Source organism: Psychrobacter sp. 1Y4, from assembly GCF_051847555.1.
Genome location: NZ_JBPYDE010000103.1, coordinates 1 through 1,188, shown reverse-complemented (window position 1 = coordinate 1,188; position 1,188 = coordinate 1). Strand labels below are relative to the sequence as shown.

Genomic DNA, 1,188 nt, shown 5'->3' with positions numbered 1-1,188 from the left:
AGCTCAATGTTGGCTTGTCGCTATCGTTGCCTTGTGCCGCTTGCTGCTCAAGCTCCGCCGCTTGTTTTTTCATGACTTGCTGGATTTGACTCTTGACCACAGCATCGACGTCGCCACGTTGAATGATCAAGCTTTGAATAAGATTTCGCAAGTCAACTTGATCGCTAGCGATTGCCCATGCGGCGGCCAGCTCTTTGGTTGCTGTATTGGCTTGACCCTGAGTGTTAATGACTTTTTCGATATTTTGCGGGGTAATCGCGCCATCAACCGCTTGCGTGATAAAGCCATTGGCGGCCTCAGTCAATGGCTCACCGCCGAGCTCAGCGATTAATGGATACTTAGTCATGGTCGTCGCAAATTTATCAGTTAGCTGAGTTTGGATGCTTGGACGCACTTGCTCGTAATCAATGGTCGCTGCGATAGCGGCACCGTCTTTGGCATCATAAGCATTTTTGAGCTGATAAGCACTGTAGTAAGGGGAGCCTGCATAGATTGCTACGGCAATCACGATTAATAAAACAATCAGCTTTTTCATAAGACTTGGTACCTTGTCGCAAACGTCATGGGTATAAATGACCGTAGATATGGCGATAAATACTAGCACGACTCGTCATTATTCAGGTATGAAAAGCTTTGTAGTAATCTTAATAAATCGTGTATATCGCAGCCTAACTGCCTTAACTACGAATTTCATGACTTAAGCGCTTGATAAATCAGCAGACCATCTCCATAAATAGCGCAAACTTTTTATAATTGATTTGGCTAAGTAGCCCCCACCGTATTTGTTCGTTACATGCACATATTATCATCCTGTGACATTATGGTTTGCCATGTTTCACATGAAACATTGCCGTGTGATTGTGTATGAGATGAAGACCGTTAATAATCAAAGCTGATCAAAGCTAATGAACTAACGAGCTGGTGGTGCTACGAAGACGATAGGAGAAACCATGAGTAAACGCGATTTTTATGAAGTATTAGGTGTCAGCAAGACCGCTGACAGCAAGGAGATTAAGCGAGCCTACCGCAAGCTTGCCATGAAATATCATCCAGATCGCAACTCTGATGACCCTGATTCTGAAGACAAATTCAAAGAAGCCTCAATGGCTTACGAAGTACTGAGCGATGAAGAAAAGCGCTCAGCGTATGACCGCATGGGTCATGCTGCCTTTGAAAATGGCATGGGTG

2 protein-coding genes are annotated in these 1,188 nt (G+C 44.5%); one reads left to right on the top strand and one right to left on the bottom strand.

Features of this window, described 5'->3' with window-relative positions:
* Positions 1 to 535: DUF2939 domain-containing protein (locus ACS8FC_RS14515; RefSeq protein WP_439297282.1), on the bottom strand; the 535-nt coding region annotated here is incomplete at its 3' end.
* Between the two features lie 415 nt (positions 536 to 950).
* Between ACS8FC_RS14515 and ACS8FC_RS14510 the strand changes: the two genes are divergently transcribed.
* On the top strand, positions 951 to 1,188 hold a 238-nt coding region (locus ACS8FC_RS14510), incomplete at its 3' end, for a DnaJ domain-containing protein (RefSeq protein ID WP_439297281.1).